Raw genomic sequence first — 2,319 nt, 5'->3', positions numbered from 1 at the left:
GGAAGGGGTCCAGGGCGGCGACCTTGATGCCACCTCGGAACTCCTCGCCGCGGGCGGTGAGCCAGTCGGCGTAGGCCTTGCCGGACCGGCCCGGGACGAGGTCGAGGAGCCGGGCGCGGACGCGTCCGTGCTGGTCACGGGACAGGTCGACCATCCCGGTCAGCTCCTTGGGTCCGCGGCCGCCCTGGTCGACGGGCTTGGTGGAGACGTGGTGCCAGATGTGCTCATCGACTCCAAGGGAGGTGACGTTGGTGAAGCGGTCCTCGTCGGCGGCCATCGCTTCCAGCAGCGGCTGGATCGAGCGCCACACCGTGCGCCACGTCGTGCCGAGCTGACGGGCCAGCCCAGCGATCGAGGCGTGCTCGCCCCGCAGTTGGCCGATGGCCCACCAGCACGCCCGCACGGTCAGCAACGCTCGTGGCCCGGCCAGGTCGAGATGCTGCTCGGTGAACGACTTCGTCGAGCACTTCTCCTCCGCACAGCGCCAGGTCCGCTTGCGCCAGATCAGCGTGACCGGGCGCCCGAGTTGGGCGGGTGTCTCGACAACGACGCGGACAGTGCCGGCGTCTTGGCTGACGTCGATGACGTGAAACCCCTCGAGGCCGACCAACAGGTCGCAGCGATCGCAGTAGCAGGGGCGTTCAGGGCGTGGGCGTGCACGCTCACACGCCGTAGGCTCGAGCATCGTCGAGGCCTTCCGGTTGGGCAGCTTGGTCGCTCCCGATCCTGGAGGGCCTCGACCCCATTCACCCCGACCGCGTCATGCCAAGTCGCTCACTGCCCGCACCGCAGGTACGAAGAGCCCTCAATGGCGAGGGCGGCGACGTAGGAGGGAGCAGCGGCGGTCGCGGTGGCGAGGTTGTACGCGTCGGTGATCATGCCGATCCACAGCTCGAGCGGCAGTTCGTCGCAGCGGTGGAGTCCGAGGAAGTACTTCTCGACGATCTCGGCCGGGACGCCGCGCTGGTCGAGGTTGCTCTCGACCGCCGCCAAGTGCTCGGTCTGCATCCGGATCGGGACAGTGTTCTCACCCGGCCGGGTCAGTGGAAAGGTCGCCATGGCGACCAGGTCATCGCGCGTTGCGGCGGAGGTGGTCATGGATCAGCCCTCCTCGCGGGCGAACAGCTGCTCTACGTAGCACTCGCGGTCGTGGTCGGCCGCGTGCTCGAGTTCGCTGGCGACGTGGTCCGCCTCGGTAGATCCAAAGGGACCGGCGAACCAGGTCTCCCGGTCATCGCTGGCCGGACGTTCGATGACGCGAACGATGTAGTGGATGGTGTGTCTGTACGTGGCCATGTCGTCACGCCTCAGATCAACGCGCCGCGCGGTCGAGCGCGGCCTTCGCCTGGGCGATCAGCTGGCGGGCCTCGAGGGCCGCCTGGCTCTGCTCGTGGGTGGGCCCGGTGCCGGAGCGCCAATCTGAGCGCAGCTCGTCCTCGGCGTCACCGAGGAGTCTGTGCGCCCGCCGGCGCATGTCCTCGAACGTGGGCAGCTCGGTGCTCATCGCGATCTCCTGTCGTCGAGCTCTCCTGCAGTCTGGCTCATGCGTCCGACACTCCGTTCGTATTCCACAGCGGCCCGCGGGTGCTCAGCGGCGCTCGCTCGGGTAGTTCGACTTCCCTCCGGGCCAGCGGTAGTAGACCTGCGGCGGCTGGAGCGGCGGGTGGTTGGGGTAGTAGATCGAGTAGGTGTTCGGCCAGTCCCGATCTTCGGGGTGCTCGTTGTCGGTGTGCTCGTCGGCCCAGGCCACGAGCTCGGCCTGATCCGAGCTGGACAACGTCGCGTCACAGAAGCCACAGCGGTAGGTGGTCGCTGTCTCGTCCGCGACCGGGGCAGCCTCGGCAAGGGCTGCAAGCGCGTCGTCGATCGCAGCGCGCGCGACCTTGAGGCGTTGGACGACGTCGATCGTGCGTGTCCGAGGAGCTGCGCTGACCACGAAGGCTCCGACGCCCTGGCGAGTCACGATCATGCCCTGGTCGAAGAGGATTGTTGAGCCTGCCGGATGGTGCCCAGACCGGGCACGTCGTAGTGCTCCTGGAGCGCGGCGATGGAAGGCAGCTGATCGCCGACAGCGAACTCGCCCTCGGTGATCCGGCGGCGCAGATCGTCGGCGATCTCTCGGTATCGGGCCACGAGGAGCCTGAACCACATAACTTGTGCACACCTGCGCCATGACGTTTACTGGAGACCCTGCGTATCAAGGTTGGTCGTATCGCGCAGGCAAGTCCCGGCCTGCACCAGGTGAGAACCGACGGGCGCTTGCCGGCGTCGCCCGTCTGGTTTGCGTGTAGATCTCACGCGTCGCTCGCAGCGAAGGTA

General features: G+C 67.7%; 5 protein-coding genes and 1 pseudogene. All 6 read right to left on the bottom strand.

The window, feature by feature from the left end:
• A pseudogene (locus Q1V71_RS06005) lies at positions 1 to 610 on the bottom strand (helix-turn-helix domain-containing protein); the annotation flags it as partial.
• A 164-nt stretch (positions 611 to 774) separates the two neighbouring features.
• Entirely contained in the window at positions 775 to 1,098 is a 324-nt protein-coding gene (locus tag Q1V71_RS06000) for a hypothetical protein (protein WP_300641691.1), read from the bottom strand.
• A gap of 3 nt (positions 1,099 to 1,101) precedes the next feature.
• Entirely contained in the window at positions 1,102 to 1,296 is a 195-nt protein-coding gene (locus Q1V71_RS05995) for a hypothetical protein (RefSeq protein ID WP_183595679.1), read from the bottom strand.
• Between the two features lie 16 nt (positions 1,297 to 1,312).
• A complete protein-coding gene (locus Q1V71_RS05990; protein ID WP_257754575.1) occupies positions 1,313 to 1,504 on the bottom strand; it encodes a hypothetical protein in 192 nt (63 codons plus the stop codon).
• An 84-nt stretch (positions 1,505 to 1,588) separates the two neighbouring features.
• On the bottom strand, positions 1,589 to 1,969 hold the full coding sequence (locus tag Q1V71_RS05985) for a hypothetical protein (protein ID WP_300641686.1): 381 nt from the start codon (positions 1,967 to 1,969) through the stop codon (positions 1,589 to 1,591).
• Complete coding sequence (locus tag Q1V71_RS05980; protein WP_300641684.1) at positions 1,966 to 2,133, bottom strand: GntR family transcriptional regulator; 168 nt, start codon at positions 2,131 to 2,133, stop codon at positions 1,966 to 1,968. The genes Q1V71_RS05985 and Q1V71_RS05980 overlap by 4 nt, the downstream gene beginning before the upstream one ends.
• Positions 2,134 to 2,319: the final 186 nt, after the last annotated feature.

The organism is Nocardioides sp. (assembly GCF_030149505.1).
Lineage (GTDB): Bacteria > Actinomycetota > Actinomycetes > Propionibacteriales > Nocardioidaceae > Nocardioides.
This window is presented reverse-complemented; position numbering and strand designations above follow the sequence as displayed.

What these genes read in the sequence shown, in the direction of transcription:
- Q1V71_RS06000 (WP_300641691.1), bottom strand. Translation starts at nt 1,098, where the DNA reads ATGACCACCTCCGCCGCAACGCGCGATGACCTGGTCGCCATGGCGACC.
- Q1V71_RS05995 (WP_183595679.1), bottom strand. Translation starts at nt 1,296, where the DNA reads ATGGCCACGTACAGACACACCATCCACTACATCGTTCGCGTCATCGAA.
- Q1V71_RS05990 (WP_257754575.1), bottom strand. Translation starts at nt 1,504, where the DNA reads ATGAGCACCGAGCTGCCCACGTTCGAGGACATGCGCCGGCGGGCGCAC.
- Q1V71_RS05985 (WP_300641686.1), bottom strand. Translation starts at nt 1,969, where the DNA reads ATGATCGTGACTCGCCAGGGCGTCGGAGCCTTCGTGGTCAGCGCAGCT.